This window comes from Candidatus Limimorpha sp. (genome assembly GCF_056203535.1).
On the sequence record NZ_JBADWU010000109.1, the window covers coordinates 1 to 16,907 of the forward strand.

Annotated in this window: 16 protein-coding genes; 10 read left to right on the forward strand and 6 right to left on the reverse strand. The window is 45.0% G+C overall.

Going from position 1 to position 16,907, the window contains the following annotated elements:
- Positions 1-143: 143 nt before the first annotated feature.
- Positions 144-755 carry a master DNA invertase Mpi family serine-type recombinase gene (locus AC06MN_RS13870; RefSeq protein WP_475672967.1) on the reverse strand — a complete coding sequence of 204 codons (612 nt, stop codon included), beginning with the start codon at positions 753-755 and terminating at the stop codon, positions 144-146.
- Between the two features lie 262 nt (positions 756-1,017).
- On the opposite strand from AC06MN_RS13870, the gene AC06MN_RS13875 reads away from it, so the two are divergent.
- Genes AC06MN_RS13875 through mnmL form a run of 3 tightly spaced genes read left to right on the forward strand, consistent with a single transcriptional unit; the run spans position 1,018 to position 3,253 of the window.
- The gene (locus tag AC06MN_RS13875) at positions 1,018-2,079 is read left to right on the forward strand and encodes a cytochrome-c peroxidase (RefSeq protein ID WP_475672968.1); all 1,062 of its coding nucleotides are present in this window, start codon (positions 1,018-1,020) and stop codon (positions 2,077-2,079) included.
- 50 nt (positions 2,080-2,129) lie between these two features.
- Positions 2,130-2,288 carry a hypothetical protein gene (locus tag AC06MN_RS13880; RefSeq protein WP_475672969.1) on the forward strand — a complete coding sequence of 53 codons (159 nt, stop codon included), beginning with the start codon at positions 2,130-2,132 and terminating at the stop codon, positions 2,286-2,288.
- Positions 2,285-3,253, forward strand: coding sequence for a tRNA modification radical SAM protein MnmL/YtqA (gene mnmL / locus AC06MN_RS13885; RefSeq protein ID WP_475672970.1), 969 nt, complete (start codon positions 2,285-2,287; stop codon positions 3,251-3,253). The genes AC06MN_RS13880 and mnmL overlap by 4 nt, the downstream gene beginning before the upstream one ends.
- A gap of 113 nt (positions 3,254-3,366) precedes the next feature.
- Here the strand turns inward: mnmL and AC06MN_RS13890 are convergent, their stop codons facing one another.
- The gene (locus AC06MN_RS13890) at positions 3,367-5,445 is read right to left on the reverse strand and encodes an HD family phosphohydrolase (RefSeq protein WP_475672971.1); all 2,079 of its coding nucleotides are present in this window, start codon (positions 5,443-5,445) and stop codon (positions 3,367-3,369) included.
- Positions 5,446-5,563: 118 nt separating this feature from the next.
- Between AC06MN_RS13890 and AC06MN_RS13895 the strand changes: the two genes are divergently transcribed.
- From AC06MN_RS13895 to AC06MN_RS13915, 5 genes are all read left to right on the forward strand, one after another.
- Positions 5,564-6,283, forward strand: coding sequence for a C40 family peptidase (locus AC06MN_RS13895; RefSeq protein WP_475672972.1), 720 nt, complete (start codon positions 5,564-5,566; stop codon positions 6,281-6,283).
- Positions 6,284-6,756: 473 nt separating this feature from the next.
- Positions 6,757-8,388: an L-glutamate gamma-semialdehyde dehydrogenase gene (pruA, locus tag AC06MN_RS13900; RefSeq protein WP_475672973.1), complete on the forward strand. Its 1,632-nt coding sequence runs from the start codon at positions 6,757-6,759 to the stop codon at positions 8,386-8,388.
- A gap of 115 nt (positions 8,389-8,503) precedes the next feature.
- Entirely contained in the window at positions 8,504-8,758 is a 255-nt protein-coding gene (locus AC06MN_RS13905; protein ID WP_475672974.1) for a hypothetical protein, read from the forward strand.
- Positions 8,755-9,066 (forward strand): type II toxin-antitoxin system RelE/ParE family toxin, encoded by a 312-nt coding sequence (locus tag AC06MN_RS13910; RefSeq protein ID WP_475672975.1) that lies wholly within the window; start codon positions 8,755-8,757, stop codon positions 9,064-9,066. Before AC06MN_RS13905 ends, AC06MN_RS13910 begins: the two co-directional genes overlap by 4 nt.
- A 232-nt stretch (positions 9,067-9,298) precedes the next feature.
- Positions 9,299-10,495, forward strand: coding sequence for an ATP-binding protein (locus AC06MN_RS13915; RefSeq protein ID WP_475672976.1), 1,197 nt, complete (start codon positions 9,299-9,301; stop codon positions 10,493-10,495).
- An 89-nt stretch (positions 10,496-10,584) separates the two neighbouring features.
- Here AC06MN_RS13915 and AC06MN_RS13920 read toward each other — a convergent pair whose 3' ends face one another.
- The 4 genes from AC06MN_RS13920 to AC06MN_RS13935 form a co-directional block, all read right to left on the reverse strand.
- Positions 10,585-11,097: a hypothetical protein gene (locus tag AC06MN_RS13920; protein WP_475672977.1), complete on the reverse strand. Its 513-nt coding sequence runs from the start codon at positions 11,095-11,097 to the stop codon at positions 10,585-10,587.
- Between the two features lie 151 nt (positions 11,098-11,248).
- On the reverse strand, positions 11,249-11,845 hold the full coding sequence (locus AC06MN_RS13925; protein WP_475672978.1) for a hypothetical protein: 597 nt from the start codon (positions 11,843-11,845) through the stop codon (positions 11,249-11,251).
- Positions 11,846-11,980: 135 nt separating this feature from the next.
- Positions 11,981-13,750 carry an oxaloacetate decarboxylase gene (locus AC06MN_RS13930; protein WP_475672979.1) on the reverse strand — a complete coding sequence of 590 codons (1,770 nt, stop codon included), beginning with the start codon at positions 13,748-13,750 and terminating at the stop codon, positions 11,981-11,983.
- Positions 13,751-13,828: 78 nt separating this feature from the next.
- Positions 13,829-14,635: an ion transporter gene (locus AC06MN_RS13935; protein WP_475672980.1), complete on the reverse strand. Its 807-nt coding sequence runs from the start codon at positions 14,633-14,635 to the stop codon at positions 13,829-13,831.
- Between the two features lie 300 nt (positions 14,636-14,935).
- Here AC06MN_RS13935 and AC06MN_RS13940 point away from each other — a divergent pair, with 300 nt between their 5' ends.
- Together AC06MN_RS13940 and AC06MN_RS13945 are read left to right on the forward strand one after the other, a co-directional pair.
- The gene (locus AC06MN_RS13940) at positions 14,936-16,201 is read left to right on the forward strand and encodes a hypothetical protein (protein WP_475672981.1); all 1,266 of its coding nucleotides are present in this window, start codon (positions 14,936-14,938) and stop codon (positions 16,199-16,201) included.
- 30 nt (positions 16,202-16,231) lie between these two features.
- A complete protein-coding gene (locus AC06MN_RS13945) occupies positions 16,232-16,774 on the forward strand; it encodes a hypothetical protein (protein WP_475672982.1) in 543 nt (180 codons plus the stop codon).
- Positions 16,775-16,907: the final 133 nt, after the last annotated feature.

A 16,907-nucleotide genomic window follows, 5' to 3' on the forward strand; every position in this document is an offset into this window, starting at 1 on the left:
ATTTGGATATTCCAATCCTTTAATGGAGTGCCAATGGATTCAATTTTTTTCTTAATACTCTGTTCTATCGGTGATAATATAACCCAACTTGCATCTCCAACAAAACCACATTCCATGCCCTTTTGCAGCACAAAAACGCTCTGTTATTTTTCACCATCTTTTTGCCTTTTCAGGAATCGGCTTAAAGTGTTCCTGTCAACCTTGCATATTTTTGCAATTTTCCGTTGTGAGACACTCTGTTTTTGTAATTCTTCAATCAGGATCTCTTTTCCTGAAAGTTTATATTTGTCTGGTGAACTTTTCCTTCCTTTGGGTCGTCCTAAAACAACTCCTTCCGCCTTTTTCCTTGCCAAAGCTTCTTTCGTCCTTTGGCTAATCAGGTTGCGCTCTATTTCGGCACTCAGTCCAAAAGCAAATGCCAGCACTTTGCTCTGAATGTCGTCGCCGAGGCGGTAGTTGTCTTTGATAGTCCAAACCTTGCATTCCTTTTTCATGCAGAGGCTGAGAATTTCCATTATCATAAAAAGGCTTCTGCCAAGGCGCGAGAGTTCCGAACAGATGATGGTGTCGTCTTTCTGCACCTTTTTCAGCAATTGCCCCAAAGCTCTTTTGTCGTAGTTCTTTGTGCCAGAAATGGTTTCCTCAATCCAGCCGTCAATTTTCAGATTGTTTCTGTTGCAGAAATTGTTGATTTCAAACCTTTGGTTTTCAACTGTCTGTTTGTCGCTTGAAACGCGAATATATCCGTAAATCATAATGCTTTTGATTAGAATTACGGTTAATATAAGAATTCCATAAATTTGTCAATGCCTGAAATGTCGTTGGCTCATGATTCACAGCAATGGTAAACAAAGAATTGCTAAAGTGGTGCCTTTCTCTGAAAATAATTATCTTTGCAGCCGATAGAAAGCAAAACTTATCACCAACCTTGCAAAGAATCCGACACATCATTGGGAAAGAACTTCAGCCGCACTAACCTTATATCTTCCTAATTTAGCGCATCGAAAAACCGACAAAATGACAATAAAACCAACCATAGCATACCTTATTTTACTCATCACGATCATTTGCTCCTGCAAACCGACCGATGAAAAACCATATACTCCAACACCCTACGCCATCGAAACGCCAAACTACTTCCCTACCCTCACCAATATTCCGCCCGACAATCCCATGACGGAAGAAGGTGTCGCCTTGGGCAGAAAACTGTTCTACGACAGCCAGTTATGCGGACGGCAAGATGGATCAGGCATCACGGATTGCGCTTCCTGTCACCATCAGGAAAACGGCTTTGAAAGCGGACACGGCGATTTGGGCACACATCATGTGATGCTGCCTTTGGTCAACTTGGCATGGAACACGACGGGCTTAGGCTGGAACGGCGGCGTGGAAAGTCTCGAAGACATGGTTTTGGCTGCGGTAACTGCGGAAAACGAAATCGACGGCGACACGACACAAATCGTGCAGCTGCTGCAATCGACCGAGGAATATCCCGACCTGTTTTTCAAGGCATTTGGCAGCAGCAGAATCACCTTTGTCAACATCGGGAAAGCCATCGCGCAATTTGTCAGAAGCCTCGTTTCCGCCGACAGCAAATTCGACCGTTACCTGCGCGGCGAAGAACAGCTCACACAAGAAGAACTGAATGGCTACCTGTTGTTCGTCACGGAAGAAGGTGCCGACTGTTTCCACTGCCACGGCGGAGGCGGCAACGCGCTTTTCACGACCAATCTCTTCTACAACAACGGTTTGGACAGTATTTTCACCGACCCGCAAGACCGCTTTTCAATCACTAAAAACCCTTCCGACAAAGGAGCATACAAGGCACCGACATTAAGGAACATCAGTCTTACAGGACCTTACATGCATGATGGGCGATTTAAGAATTTAGACGAAGTCATCGATTTTTATTCCGAAGGAGTCTGCTATTCCGAGCAAATCAGCCCACTGATGCACCATGTGATGCAGCAAGGCGTGCGCCTCACCGATGAAGAAAAAACGCAACTGAAAGCCTTCCTCAACACTTTGACGGACGAGAATTTCATCAATAATCCTAATTTTTCAGAACCAACGCAATAATTCCTTATTTACAAAAAATATGTATTTTTGCACCCTAAACTAAACACTATATGGCAAAACCAATAGAAGCGACACCAATAATTGAAGGAGAAGATGCTTATGCATTCTTTGTCGAAATGGAAAAAGGAGAAAAAGCATCCAAAGAAGAAAGAAAAAGAATCGAAGAAGGAGCAAAATTCATAGAATCCTTGCTCACATTCGCTTTTTGATTGATTCAATGCCAAGCAATCCTTTCTTTCCACGCCGTTTCAACAGCTACAATGCTTATTTCACCAAGCAATTCGGTAGCCGCGTGCAGAAAATCAGCATCGATGCAGGTTTCAGCTGCCCGAACCGCGATGGCAAAATCAGCACAGGCGGCTGCACTTTCTGTAGCAACGATGCTTTCAATCCATCCTATTGCCGACCTGAAAAATCCATTCGCCAACAGATTGAAGAAGGCATTGAGTTTCACAAACGGCGTTATCGCCGCGCCAACCAGTATCTGGCTTATTTTCAGCCTTTTTCCAACACCTACAAGCCGCTTGAAGAACTGAAAAAGATTTACAATCAGGCACTTGAAATCCCCGAAATTGCAGGCATCGTCATCGGCACGCGCCCCGATTTGATTGATGAAAACATATTGCAATATCTTGCAGAAATCCAAAAAACGCATTATGTGATTGTGGAATACGGCATCGAAAGCGTTTACGATGCGACCCTGAAACGTGTCAACCGAGGCCACGATTTCGCCACGGCGCGAAACGCCATTGAACTTACCGCATCATTCGGTTTGCCTTGCGGCGGACATTTCATTTTTGGTCTGCCCGGCGAAACCAAACCCATGATGCTCGCCGCCGCCGACATCATTTCACAATTGCCTTTTACCACCGTGAAATTCCATCAGCTTCAAATATTCAAAAACACGGCGATGGCCGATGAATATTTACAACACAAGGAAAACTTTCATCTGTTTGATTTAGAAGAATATATTGATTTTGTCATCGGCTTCGCCGAGCGTCTGAATCCCGACATTGTCATTGAGCGTTTTGCCGGAGAAGTGCCACCTCGCTATCTGATTTCCGAACCTTGGATGAAATTGCGTTATGATGAAGTTCTCGCCCGCATCGAAAAACGCATGGAAGAACGAGGCACTTGGCAAGGGAAATTCGCTGTTGTTTCTCCAAAAGTATAAATTCAATCAGGCAGACAACTTGTTGAATTTATGTGCTTGCACATATAAAGTTTTCTGTCAAATATGACGAATCCAGAATTACCAAAAATCTACAGCATCAACGGAAGAAAAAATCACTTGTCCGGATAAGCAATCCTGACATGATAGATGCTCATCAGTTTCTTTTTCAGTACTTTCTTGATAGTTTCGAAGTCGCGCAAAGTCAAGTCGGTATTGTTGAACTGACCCGCTTCGGTCTGTTTGGTGATGATGTTGTCCACCAAATCGCCGATGCTCTTTTCCGTAGGTTCTTTCAGGCTTCGCGATGCAGCCTCGATAGAATCGGCCATCATCAGCACGGCCGTTTCACGCGAGAATGGCTCTGGACCATGGTAGGTGAAAGGTGTCGGGTCGACATACACGCCCTCGCCTTGTTCCTTTTGTTCCATGATGTAGAAATAATCCGTGCGGCGCGTGCCGTGGTGCGTGCGGATGAAATCGATGATTTGTTCCGGCAGTTTCGCCTCGTGCGCCATTTCGATGCCGTCCAATACATGGGAAATGATGATTTGCGCACTTTCAACATTCGAAATATCGTTGTGTAAGCTAAAACCATTCCGTTGGTTTTCAGTAAAGTACATCGGATTCTTCATCTTGCCAATGTCGTGATACAAGGCACCTGTACGCGCCAAAAGCGCATCGCCACCGATTTCAAAAAGCACCTCTTCGCAAAGGTTCGCCACCTGGAAAGAATGTTGGAAAGTGCCCGGCGCCGTGGATGCCAACTTGCGCAAAAGCGGACTGTTCGTATTGCTTAACTCCAACAAAGTCAACACGGTGGTGAAACCGAAAATCCTTTCAAAAAGACTGATTAACGGCAAGGAAAGCAAGGTGAACAAGGCATTCAAGCCAAGCAAACCTATGGTTGAAACGTCGATGTCGGAATCCGTCAGGAAACTAAACGCCACGTAGACAAACACATACACCAAAAACACGAAAAACGATGTCTTGAAATAGGTGACACGCGCCGTGCGCTGCGTCGAAAGGGTGTAAATCACCACCGAGCAAACCATAATCTGCATGAAGATATACTGGAACGGATTCGGCACCGCTATGGAAATCAGCAAGATGGTGAAAATTTGCGTTGCAAAGGCCACGCGCGAACTGAAAAACGTAACCATCATAATCGTCAGGATGCTGACCGACATGACCAAGATATAAGCCGGGTGAATCGTCATAATCCAATATGAAGGAATCACCATCATCAGCATCATGACAAGAATCATGTTCACTTTACGCAACTCGCTGTAAATCTCTTTCTTATGAAGCAGATGCAGATAAACCGCAAAGACCACAAAAACCAAAATCACCAAAGCCAACTGGCTCAACTGCATACGCAACGTTTCGCCTAACGACATTTCGCGGCCTGCATATTCGCGCTGCAAGGAAGTCAGAATGGAATAAATGCGTTCGTCCACCACCTGACCTTCCGTCACAATGACTTCATCTTTCTGCACCATACCGTAGGTGAGCGAAACCGATTGCTTGGCCACATCAAGTTCCTGCTTGGAGAGCGCGGCATCATAAAACACATTTTGTCCTATATTATTGAGCAACAAAGATACAAGCAACTGCTTATCAACATCATCATCGGCACTTGCCACCCAGTTTTGCACCATTTCGGTAGCGGTATTCATGGTAAACATTGAGTTCAGTTGCACGGTTCGCGCCACCTTATTCCTAACCAAAGTGACCGGCGCTTCAGGATCCAAATCATCCAAGGCCTTATCGTAAGCCACCACGCCGGAATTTTCAATGGTGTCGTAAACGCTCAACAACAATTCCTGAGTTTTCGCCTTGTCATGCGCACCTTCATGCCACTGCTTTTCAAAATCATAAAGCAAGCTTTCGCGTGCGCCATCCATTTTGGCGTCATCGAAGCGGAAAATCGGTTTTACTGACTTGCTAATTCTGTCATATTCAGCATTTAGCGTCTCATCATCCTTATAAATCGGGAAATCGAAAGGCGCATACAAAGTCTCATGCTGCCAAGGCTTCGACTTCGCAAATTCATACTTGAAAGTTGCGGCACGCGGCATCTGCCAAAACACCAAAGCAATGGCACCAACAAAAGCCAACGCTTTGATGACATCATAATAGGAATGTGCAAAATCGACTATCGAGGCACGTATTTTTTCAAACAATTTGTTCATAATCACTGATTTAAACAAAGTCAAACGACTTATTTCGGAAAGCGAAATTAAAAATAAAAGCCGTAAGAATCACATTTTACGTTAAAAAAACGCTAATTTAGCGGCAAAATTGAAGAAAATGGAATACGGAATCTGCACACAATCGGCCATCGCCATCCGCAAGGAAAACGGCCACACGAGCGAGATGGTCAGTCAGTTGCTTTACAACGAGTTATACACAAAATTAGATGAAAAACCAGAATGGGTTCTCATCCGCACCGAACTCGACCAATACGAAGGCTGGATTCCCGCCAAACAGCATCACGCCATCAATGGAAACGAGTTCTTACAGTTGAGAAACAGCAAACTTTTCATTGTAAATCAACCTGTTGCACATTACAAAGACAAAATCGTTTCCTTCGGGACGCCTTTGTTTGAACCCGCTGAATGTGCCGCCGAAATGCCGCAGGCTTTCCTGCCACAAACCATGATTGACAACGCCCGCAAACTTCTTGGCGCACCCTACCTTTGGGGCGGCCGCACGGTGATGGGCATCGACTGCTCTGGCTTCGTGCAGCTTTGCGCCCGCAGTGCGGGTCTGCTCCTGCCACGCGACGCCTCGCAGCAAATCAATTGCGGCGAACTGGTTTATTTCCTTCAGGAAACACAGCCCGGCGACCTCGCCTTCTTCGGTAACGAAAACGGCGCCATCACCCACGTGGGCATCATCATTGGCAACGAGCAAATCATTCATGCATCGGGCGAAGTCCGCATCGATTATTTGGACCAGACCGGTATATTTAATAAGGAGCGCAATATGCACACGCACCAGTTGGTGGGAATCAAGCGATTGTTGTAGATTTTGCGAACTCATAATCCGAATTATTCGTATTATCAGTCTGTAAAAGTGAACAAACATTTAGCTAAGGAACTTTTTCCCCCCGCTGATTTCGCTGACTTCCGCAGAGTTTTTAAACCGTAGATTACACTGATTTTCAACAAACTACTGATTTAACAGATTTTTACAGATGAATTTCAAATGCGTCCTTCGACAAGCTCAGGGAACAGCGCATGAATTGATACGGATTGCTGGCGTACGAAAAAATTTACTCGTAATTTACTCGTTAAATTTACTCCACATTTACTCTTTACCGCCTTGGCGGAACATGATTTTTTTAGACCGCCGAATACGTTGATTACACTGATTTTCAACAAAGGCAGCAGAAAAATTTATCGCCACATTCACAAAAATTTGCGTTTCAATATTAAAAAAAACTATATTTGCCCTTTCAAAATCGTAATTACTATACTAACAATTAAAAACGCATTATAATGAACAACGCACTCATTACATTTGCAAAGCCGGAAAACGAACCTGTGAAATCATACAAACCAGGCAGCCCGGAACGCATTGAACTTCAGAAAGAACTTGAAAGACAATCAAATGAAGTTGTTGAAATACCGATTATCATCGGCGGCAAGGAAGTCCGCACCGGTGATATGGGCGAAGTGGTTATGCCTCACGACCACCATCATGTCATTGCCCGCTACCACAAAGTTGGCGAGAAGGAAGTGAAGATGGCCATCGACGCAGCCATGGCAGCCAAGAAGGAATGGGAAAACACGCCTTGGGACGAACGCGCCTGCATCATGGCACGCATCGGCGAAATGCTGGCTACCAAATACCGCGCCCGCATCAACGCAGCCACCATGCTCGGCCAGAGCAAGAACTGCTTCCAAGCCGAAATCGACTCAGCTTGCGAAACCATCGACTTCTTCCGCTATAACAACTACTATGCAAGCAAGCTTTACGCTGAACAGCCTGCATCGGCCAACGACCAGCTGAACCGCACCGAATACCGTCCTCTGGAAGGTTTCGTGATGGCCGTCACACCATTCAACTTCACCTCCATCGCTTCCAACCTGAACATGACTCCAGCCTTGATGGGTAACACCACTATCTGGAAGCCTTCGACAACCGCTTTGCTATCGAACTATACCGACATGCAAATCTTCATGGAAGCCGGTCTGCCAGCAGGCGTCGTCAACTTCCTGCCTGGCAAGGGCAGCCTGATTGGCAATGTCGCCTTGCAGCACAAAGACTTTGGTGCCATCCACTTCACCGGATCAACCGCTACCTTCAAGAGCCTCTGGAAGATGGCTGGTCAGAACCTCGACATGTACAAGGCTTATCCTCGTCTCGTCGGTGAAACTGGCGGCAAGGACTTCATCTTCGTCCACAACTCAGCCGACCCACAGGAAGTTGCCGTCGCTATCGTCCGCGGTGCCTTCGAATTCCAAGGCCAGAAGTGCTCAGCCGCTTCACGCGCTTACGTTCCAGCTTCGATGTGGAACGAGGTCAAGAACCGTATCGGCGACATGATGAGCACCATCAAGATGGGTGATGTGAAAGACTTCACGAACTATGTCAACGCTGTCATCGATGAAGCATCCTTCGACAACTGCAAGGGCTACATCGACCGCGCCAAGGCTTCGGCTGACGCTGAAATCGTGTTTGGCGGCAACTGCGACAAGACCATCGGTTACTTCGTTGAACCAACCGTCATCCTCGCCAAGAATCCTCACTACGAATCCATGGAACAGGAAATCTTCGGACCTATCATCACCATCTACGTCTACGAAGACAACAAGTTCGAAGAAATGCTCGATGTCTGCGACCAGACTTCTCCATACGCCCTCACAGGCGCTTTCTTCGGCAACTGCCTCAAGGCTCAGAAGATTGCCAACGAAAAGCTCAAGTATGCTGCCGGCAACTTCTATTTCAACGACAAACCTACGGGAGCTGTGGTCGGCATGCAGCCATTCGGCGGCGCTCGCGCATCAGGCACCAACGACAAGGCCGGCGGCCTCTGGAACCTCATCCGCTGGACCAACCCACGCGCCATCAAGACGACATTCTGCCCTGCAAGAAACTACGGTTATCCTTTCCTTGCACAGGATTAATAACGATTTAATTGTTTTTGAAAAGAATCCGCCAGCAAAACTGACGGATTCTTTTATTGCCTTTCGGAGAAAAACCGTACCTTTGCCCCGAAAAACAAAAAAAACAAGATAAGCTATGAGCGAAACAACTTTGAACAATCTGCTTGAATACCTTTACGATGCGCTGACACCAAGCAATATGCGCTGGGTAGGTGAACACCTTATCAAGCAAGCCAATCATAAGGAGGAATCGGCGAAGCCCTACACTATGGAAGAAATCAACACAAGGATTGCCCAATCCGAGCGCGACTCAGTCGAAGGCAAGGTGTATGATTTCGACGATGTGATGCGTGAACTCGAAGAGGAACTTGAAACGCCCACGACAATATGAAAGTGATGATGACCGATTTTGCGAAGAACCAAATCCGCAAAACCGCCAGATATATTAACAAGGAGTTCGGCAGACAAAGCAAAGACAAATTCTTGCTTGAAGTAAGCCAAACGAAATGTTTACTTGAAACAAACCCTTTTCTTGGCTCAATAGAGCCACTATTAGCCGATAGGCCAACGACATACTATAGTATCGTCGTAAATCATTTAAGCAAAATGGTTTACCGTATTATGGACGACTATCTCGAAGTGGCGGACTTCTGGGACACACGCCGCGAACCGGAAAAACAGGCAGGGCAAACGAAATGACGGTTACGTCTCTTTTATATCTATTTTGTTCATCTTATCAAACATATTTCATCATAATTTTTCAACGCATTGAACAAATTCAAATAAAATTCGTAAATCTCAAAAAAACAAACGTCCCAAGAAACGCATCATCAAAAACCATATATTTGTTCAATGAGCAAAACATTTTTATAATGAATTTGTTTTGCGTATTGAACAAATTAGTATCTTTGCAACCATAAACATTTTGAATATGGAAACGCTGATTAACAGGCATAAACGCCTCATTTCACAAGTAAAGACCAACCTTGTGCGAAGCTATATCGACAAAATCGACTGGGACACGAAGCTCATTGCCATCAGAGGAGCCAGAGGCGTAGGAAAAACGACATTACTGCTGCAATACATCAAGCTGAACTATGGAAGCGACACAAAAAGATGCCTTTACGTGAGTTTGGACAGCCTTTATTTCAGTCAGCACACCCTGTCGGAATGTGTGGAAAAGTTTTACCAAAACGGCGGCGAACACCTTTTTCTTGATGAAGTTCACAAATACCCATCGTGGAGCGTTGAGATCAAAAACATTTACGACGAATATCCCGACCTGAAGATTGTATTTACCGGCTCGTCGCTCATCAATATTCTGAATACCGAAGCCGACTTGTCGCGGCGTTGCATTGCCTACGATATGCAAGGCTTATCGTATCGTGAATTTCTTTCGCTTTACAAAAAAATAGATTTGCCGTCTTACAGTCTCAACGAAATTCTCGAAAATGCCGACGACATCTGCAACAAAGTAAACGAAAAAACACGTCCGCTTCAGTATTTCGACGAATACCTGCGTTATGGCTATTACCCTTTCTATCTCGAAAAAACGCAAGACTACTACACAAGAATTGAAAACATAACGAATATGATCCTCGACATCGAGCTTCCGCAACTTTGCAGCGTTGATGTCGGAAACATCCGGAAAATCAAAGCGCTGCTTCAAGTCATGGCATCAGGATTCCCGATGATGGTCGACATTTCGCGATTTGGCACCTTGTCGGGGCTTTCAAGGACAACCATTCTTTCCTACCTTCAATATCTGGACAGGGCGAAACTCATCTCTTTGCTCTATTCCGATGAAACATCCGTAAAGAAAATGCAGAAACCCGACAAAATCCTCATGGAAAACGCGAACTTACTTTACGCCATCTCGTCCGAAACCGTAAACATTGGCACCGCGCGGGAGACCTATTTCTGCAACCAGTTAAGAAACAGCCACACAGTGGAATACGCGTCAAAAGGCGACTTCCGCATTGATGGAAAATACACCTTCGAAATTGGCGGCAAAAGCAAAGATGGCAAACAAATTGCCAACATCGAGAACGCCTACATTGCCGCCGCCGACACAGAATATGCAAACGGAAACAAACTCCCAATTTGGCTGTTCGGCATGATGTACTAACCAGCAAAGCAGTTTGTTCAAAACTGACAAGACTGCGTCAGGAACCTGACGCAGTCTTTTGTTTTCGATGACAAAATGAATTTAGGCGCTTAGAAATTGTAATACAGTCCCAAACTCACCACCGAGGCATCAAACGTCATTCCGAAGCCTTTGTCGCCGAAATACTTGCCATCGTCGTAGCCAAGGAAGCCCATGTGGGCGACAGCCGTCCAATGTCCCGTAGGCGAGAACGCTACACCAGGCTTGAGACCAGCTCGCCATGCCGTGCCATCTGAAAGGAAAGCCATTTCTGCGCCACCATCAAGGAAAAAGCTAAACTGATCGACGTATGCCAGATTGCAACGGATGTATGGACTCACCACAAATGCATCTGTTGTGTGGTCGTCGCCCAAATCATCCTCATAGCTGTAATAATTGTAGCCGAAAGCCGCAGCCAGACTTATCGGATTGTCGTAAAAACTGTATCCGATTTCAGGCGCAATGCTAAACTTGGTTTCGGAATCACCTTGCCAAAAGCTCATGTTTCCACCCATCCAACATTGGGCGTTGGCCGCAAACGTTCCCACGAATGCAAGAGCCATCACTAAAAGTAATTTTTTCATATTATTTTGGTTGTTAGTCGTTTTGCCTACTCTGTAAGATTTTCGGCATCCTCTTGGTGACATAACAAAACACCTTTCAACTTGTTCGCAAAAAGGCACAAAAAAAAAGCCCGCCAGAAGGCAGGCTTTTAATAAGCATCAGATTCTTACATTAGAGTGTCCACCACACGCCGAATGTGAAGGCTGAGTTGTCGACATTCAGACCGAAGTTTGAAGCACCATCTTCAATCTTGTCATAGCCGAATGAACCGATGTGAGCAGCAAAGGTGATCTTGTCGCTTGCAGCAAATTTGATACCAGGCTTGAAGCCGAACCAATATTCATTGGATTTTGCATTGTCTACCATTGGAGTTTTCACAATTCCATGATTCCAAGAGAAACCACCATCAATAAAGAAACCGACTTTACCGAGTTCAAAGGCAGTGTAACGAACGTAAGGATTCACAGTGATAGCATTGAATTTGTAATCATTGCCACCTTTATCTGCAAATAGATCAAGACCTGTGATAGCAGCAAAATCAATTGCATTCTTTGCACAAGCACCCTGATAGCCCAATGCGAGAGCGATATCCCACTTTGGAGCGATTGTGTAACCGATTTCAGGAGCAATGCCGTAGGTGAAAGCTGCATCTGCATCTTCATTCACTTTCAATCTGTTGAAATTGACGGAACCACCCATCCAAACTTGTGCGTTGGCTGAGAAAATGCCTGCGAAGGCGATGACGAGAGTTAAAAATAACTTTTTCATTTTGTAATTTGTTTAAATTAATAATTAGGTTAATTAAAAAATGTTTTCTATATTTACAACCGATATGTTTTAATCAATATCTGTGCCACAGCGAAAGCGATTTGCCTTGAAACCGAAATTCTCACTCTACCCTATTCATTTCTCAATGAAAGCAATGGTATCGCCTTTCTGCACGCGTTTGCCTTGTTCGGCAGTGGCTTCCACTATCTTGCCAGGCCACAAAGCATAAACTGGTTCCAGACCATGTTCGCTGTCGATGGCGCAGAGGAAGTCACCTTCCTTATAAACCTTGCCCGGAGCCGGTGCGCAAGCCTTGTATTCAAAGTCGACGTCCCAAAGCATGGTGCCGCTGACCGGAGCAATGACCGGCTCGGCATTCGGATGACGCAAGGCGCGCAAATCCGGAATCTTCACATCACCGCCAGCCTTCTCCATCTTTTCCTTCATCTTGGCTTCCAGTTCCTGATTGAAACGGCGCTTGGCTTCGCCCGACTTGTATTCGCGGTATTGCTTTTCGTGCATGGCAAATTCAAACAGCTCTTCGTCGTCCTGACCACGGTCCCAGCCGTTTTCCTTCATTTCCTTGATGAAACGTGGGAGTTCGTCAGGATAATTGTCTTGCGGATTGCCCGTGAAGAACTCAAAACCTTTCTTCTTGGCCAAATCAACGATTTCCTTGTCAAGTTTGCCTGGCAAATTACCAGCTTTGCCGAGGATCATGTTCCAAGCGGCCGGGTCGATGGAAGTCTCGTAGCGAGGTTGGCCCATGCTCAAGGCATAGAGGTTCATCAAGGCAATATTCTTTGTGTATTGGCTGAACGGCGTCACCAATGGCGGGTTGCCCAGTTTAGGCCAAATGTTCTGCACTTCGTTGAAGAGTTCCACGAGAAGTTCGTCTTCGCTCAATTCAGGCTTGCCGTTTTTCTTGTTATTCATGTTGATGGCAGCGTGAACGCCTTTGAGGTCGGCCATCAAAGAGCCCATCATGCCACCTGGCAGACCGCAACCTACGAGCAGCGAGTTGAGGTAACGGTTGCGCGGGTCAATCCAGTAGCCGAGGAAGTCGTCGATGAAGCTCTGGGTCATGGAACGGGTTTCCATGTAGGCCTTCATGTTGATGTCCTTGACGAGGAAACCTGCATCTTTCAGCATGGCCTGAACGGAAATGACATCCGGATGAACCGTGCCCCACGACAGCGGTTCCATAGCCACATCGATATAATCGCAGCCAGCCTTGCACACTTCAAGGACAGAAGCCATCGAAAGGCCTGGACCCGTGTGACCGTGATACTGCACCTTCACTTCAGGATGCTTTGTCTTGATGGCACCGACAATCTTGCCCAAAGAGACAGGACGGCCAACGCCAGCCATGTCTTTCAGCGCGATTTCCTTGGCACCAGCAGCGATGAGCTTCTCAGCCATGTCGATGTAATACTCGGCAGTGTGTACCTGCGAGTAAGTGATGCTCATGGCGGCTTGCGAAATCATGCCGTATTTGTTGGCCCACTGGATGGAAGGGATGATGTTGCGCACATCGTTCAAGCCGCAGAAGATACGGGTGATGTCAACGCCTTGGGCTTTCTTCACTTTGTACATCAGTTCGCGGACATCGGCCGGAACTGGGTTCATCCTCAATGCGTTGAGGGCACGGTCGAGCATGTGGCACTCGATACCGCCTTTATGCAATGCCGCCGTGAAAGCGCGTACCGATGGATTCGGGTTCTCGCCGTAAAGCAAGTTGACTTGCTCAGCGGCACCACCGTTGGTTTCAACACGGTCGAAACAGCCCATCTCAATGATTAAGGGTGCGACCTTCTCCAATTGGTCTTTGCGTGGCACATATTTGCCTGACGACTGCCACATGTCGCGATAGACCAGGCTGAATTTAACTTCTTTTTTGCTCATTTATGTAGTTGTTTTGTATGCTTTGATTTGGACCGCAAAGGTACTGAATATTTAGGGAAATAGGAAGTTTTTTGCTTCTTATTTTATTTCCTCTTTTTCATCGATTTTTTGTTGCATTTCTTTCATCATCTTCTCCATCTCTTCGAGTTTTTTCATCACTTCGTCGTTGTTGTCTTCGGCCATGGCATCGACGAAGAGCGAGTTGATGAGCGACATGCCGATGATGCCGCCAGCAAACAGGAGCACGCAGAAATAGATTTTGACGAGGACAGCCATGCCTGCCGTGCTTCTCTCGGCTACGAGGTTGGGTATCTCATACCAGCCTTCGATGGTGAAGAGGCGGAAGGTGGTATAGACCGACTGGCCAGGTGTGGAAAAGTATTCGGGCGCGATGTTGCCGAACATGGCCGATGAGATGATGGCGGTGATGAGCATGAGGACGAAGAAACCGATGATGACCACAAAACAGGCCTTCAACGCCATCTTGATGCTTCTCACCATCTGGTCCAAGTTGGGGACGATGCGCAGGATACGGACAGAACGTATCATACGCAGTGCCTTGAAAACACGGATGGCACGCAATGAAAGGATGAGGTTCGACTGGATGTTGACCGACTCCAGAAAGCTGAGCAGCGAGGGCAACGCAATGAGGGTGATGATGAAGTCGAACTTGTTCCAATTATCTTTCCAGTAATCCTTGAAGCCGTGCTCGTTGATTTTGACGATGGCTTCAGCGAGGAAAAACAGGGTGAAGAAGGAATCGATGAAGATGAAAATGCTCGTCTCGAAGTTGTAGCCACTCATGAAGATGGCCAAGGTGCTCAAGAGGATGGCTGAGCCGATGACTCTCGGGTTGGTGAAAAATGTGTATAGTTTGTTCTGCATGGTTGCAAAAATACGATTTTGCAGTTTTCGCAAAATGTTTTGGTTTTGATGAAGGATAAAATTTTCAAGAAATGTGTTTTTTTTGCTAGTTAAACTGAAATATTTGTGTTTTTGCCGTAGTTCTTAGGGCGGTTTTGTACCGCCAACATTAAGAAACACGAAGCGTTATGCTCGTCTTGCTAATGGAAATGTGAGAAACTTCTATGATATGCAAGAGAAGCGTTACGGTTCGCGCTGTTTTAGCGTGGACTGTATGCTACATCTGCATATCAGGGTCCTTCTCACAACCTCCATTAGAAGATGTGGTATATCAGTGCCACGCTTCTTTTGTTTGGAATTTCCCTTTGTGGTGCTGAAAAGGGAAATAAAGGTTGCACCCGGTTACTTATCAGGGTTAAAAAGATGAAAACACAAAGAATCATTTTGACTGCCATTCTCCTGTTTAGTCTTACAGGATTAGTCCAATCACAAGACGTTATCCTAAAAAAAGACAACACCACTATTTTGAGCAAGGTGCTTGAAATCAACAGCAGTGAGATAAAATACAAGAAATGGTCAAATCAAGACGGCCCGACTTATTCGGTTAGCCGTTCAGAAGTGACGAGCATCAACTATCAAAATGGAGAGGTTGAACGTTTTACTGACAATGCCGTTCCTACGCCTTCGCCCGCTTCTCAACCAACAGCGATTTACCAACAGCCCAAAACGCAAAGCGTCAAACCTGAAACAAAGCCTAAAAATACAAATTCGCCATATTCACGAGGCATGCATATCAACAGCCAAGGTCAAATGGTTCCACAGTTTTCTATCAGTGTTGGTACTGCCTTTCCAATGGGATCATTTGGGGCAAATAACACAATTTGTGCGCCATTTATGATTGGAGGCGACCCATCCATAACAGCAAATGGTGGTGCCAAAACAGGATTCACAGGAGCCATTGAATTTCACATTCCAGTCTATTCACACAACAAAGACATAATTGGAATCGTTTTCAAAGACCGTGTGTTGTACAATAGCTTAAGCGATATTTCTAAAAAGAATTCCCTTGCGTTTTTGAACGCCGTTGCTTCAGAACTAAATGAAAGCACAGGCGTTATTGGATACGCTTATTGGATTGAAAAATATCCAAGTTACTTTAATTTCGCAATTATGTGTGGTGTCGATTACACGCACTATTTTTCAAAGTCATTTGGCCTATTTGTCGAGGCCAACATTGGGCTTAACGTCTCTGGAATCTTCAAATCTCAATTAACTAACCTAAAAGGTGGAACATATTTATTCACACAGTATGAAAATAATTATGGCTACGTTGAATATTATTCCCCTGACGGAGCTAATATAACCTACAAACCCAAAGCGAACTTCACCTATGAAATCGGTGCAGGATTCTTCCTTTTCGACCATTTAAGCATTGGTTTGTATTATTTAGGATTTACACCTTATCAAGTCTCTCTAAACCTAACAGAATATAGCAACAAATACGATGGTGACGATTATGGTGATGGGTTATCTTCCATAAAGTTAAAAGTCTCCGCATTAAGCCTTCAATTAGGTATTCATTTTTAAACTATAAAAACAACTTAAAATAATAAGACAATGAAAGCATTTATTAAAAGATTATCAGCAACCCTTTTCCTGCTGTTTTTGGCTGGAATGGCAATGGCACAAGACGTAATCGTGAAAAACGACCAAACCACAGTGATGAGTAAAGTCATTGAAATCACAAGCACCGAAATCAAGTACAAGAAATGGAACAACCAAGACGGTCCTATCTATTCGATTTGCCGCACTGAAGTTTCAAGAATAACCTACGAAAATGGTGAAGTGGAAGATTTCTCTAATAGTACAAGTAATCAACAAAACAATGCAACGCCACAAGTCCAATATCTGAATAGTTATATGACACATTCTGTACAGAGCCTATATCTCAATGGCCGTAAATTATCTGATTATGAAGTCAAAAGTCTTGTTGATGCAGAAAGCTATCAATTGTATCAAAAAGGAATAAGTCTATCTAATACAGGATTAACATTAGAAATAGTTGGAGGGGTTGCTGCATTAGTTGCAATAGGGATGAGGCTTTTTAATTCCGATCTTCAATCTTCTGATGCTTCTGTGATCCACACTCCAGCTTCTTAGTACATGACAAAAATTTCAAGAAGAGCAAAAAAACGGAAAAATCCGGTGTTTTTTTTAGTTAAAACACTTGCATAATATCTTGGAAATCAGTAACTTTGAAGAAAATTTCCTATGTTTTCCATAGCTACTGATT

Excerpts from the sequence above, each read along its gene's own strand:
- AC06MN_RS13870 (WP_475672967.1), bottom strand. The coding sequence starts at position 755 with ATGATTTACGGATATATTCGCGTTTCAAGCGACAAACAGACAGTTGAA.
- AC06MN_RS13875 (WP_475672968.1), top strand. The coding sequence starts at position 1,018 with ATGACAATAAAACCAACCATAGCATACCTTATTTTACTCATCACGATC.
- AC06MN_RS13880 (WP_475672969.1), top strand. The coding sequence starts at position 2,130 with ATGGCAAAACCAATAGAAGCGACACCAATAATTGAAGGAGAAGATGCT.
- AC06MN_RS13890 (WP_475672971.1), bottom strand. The coding sequence starts at position 5,445 with ATGAACAAATTGTTTGAAAAAATACGTGCCTCGATAGTCGATTTTGCA.
- AC06MN_RS13895 (WP_475672972.1), top strand. The coding sequence starts at position 5,564 with ATGGAATACGGAATCTGCACACAATCGGCCATCGCCATCCGCAAGGAA.
- pruA (WP_475672973.1), top strand. The coding sequence starts at position 6,757 with ATGAACAACGCACTCATTACATTTGCAAAGCCGGAAAACGAACCTGTG.
- AC06MN_RS13905 (WP_475672974.1), top strand. The coding sequence starts at position 8,504 with ATGAGCGAAACAACTTTGAACAATCTGCTTGAATACCTTTACGATGCG.
- AC06MN_RS13910 (WP_475672975.1), top strand. The coding sequence starts at position 8,755 with ATGAAAGTGATGATGACCGATTTTGCGAAGAACCAAATCCGCAAAACC.
- AC06MN_RS13915 (WP_475672976.1), top strand. The coding sequence starts at position 9,299 with ATGGAAACGCTGATTAACAGGCATAAACGCCTCATTTCACAAGTAAAG.
- AC06MN_RS13920 (WP_475672977.1), bottom strand. The coding sequence starts at position 11,097 with ATGAAAAAATTACTTTTAGTGATGGCTCTTGCATTCGTGGGAACGTTT.
- AC06MN_RS13925 (WP_475672978.1), bottom strand. The coding sequence starts at position 11,845 with ATGAAAAAGTTATTTTTAACTCTCGTCATCGCCTTCGCAGGCATTTTC.
- AC06MN_RS13930 (WP_475672979.1), bottom strand. The coding sequence starts at position 13,750 with ATGAGCAAAAAAGAAGTTAAATTCAGCCTGGTCTATCGCGACATGTGG.
- AC06MN_RS13935 (WP_475672980.1), bottom strand. The coding sequence starts at position 14,635 with ATGCAGAACAAACTATACACATTTTTCACCAACCCGAGAGTCATCGGC.
- AC06MN_RS13940 (WP_475672981.1), top strand. The coding sequence starts at position 14,936 with ATGTGGTATATCAGTGCCACGCTTCTTTTGTTTGGAATTTCCCTTTGT.
- AC06MN_RS13945 (WP_475672982.1), top strand. The coding sequence starts at position 16,232 with ATGAAAGCATTTATTAAAAGATTATCAGCAACCCTTTTCCTGCTGTTT.